The sequence below is a fragment of the Flavobacterium aquidurense genome, assembly GCF_002217195.1.
Classification (GTDB): domain Bacteria; phylum Bacteroidota; class Bacteroidia; order Flavobacteriales; family Flavobacteriaceae; genus Flavobacterium; species Flavobacterium frigidimaris.
The window spans coordinates 3,487-3,771 of sequence record NZ_MUGR01000077.1 but is presented as its reverse complement, the minus strand read 5'-3'; the positions used below and the strand labels follow the sequence as shown (position 1 = coordinate 3,771).

Here is a 285-nt window from a genome sequence, read left to right as displayed (position 1 = left end):
ATTTTAAACTCCTAATAACCCAACATTAAAAACCTGATCACACGAACTTTAAAATAAAATTTAAAAATCAAATCATAAGCAATCGTTAAAACCATTTTTAACTGCATATTTTGATTAAATTTACAGCTGTCAAAAATAAATTTAAAATTATGCCAACCGACTGTATCAGCTATCAGACTTCAGGATATTTCTCTAAGTTAATGCAAGATTATTTAGATCAGAAATCAGAATTAAAACCGCTGTACAATCATTTTCCTACTTTGGAGAACTTTGAAAAACAAATCA

Annotated in this window: 1 protein-coding gene; it reads left to right on the top strand. The window is 27.0% G+C overall.

The features are described from left to right. Window positions 1-149: 149 nt before the first annotated feature. A partial coding sequence (bshC, locus tag B0A67_RS25450; protein WP_394364378.1) for a bacillithiol biosynthesis protein BshC occupies window positions 150-285 on the top strand: 136 nt, incomplete at its 3' end.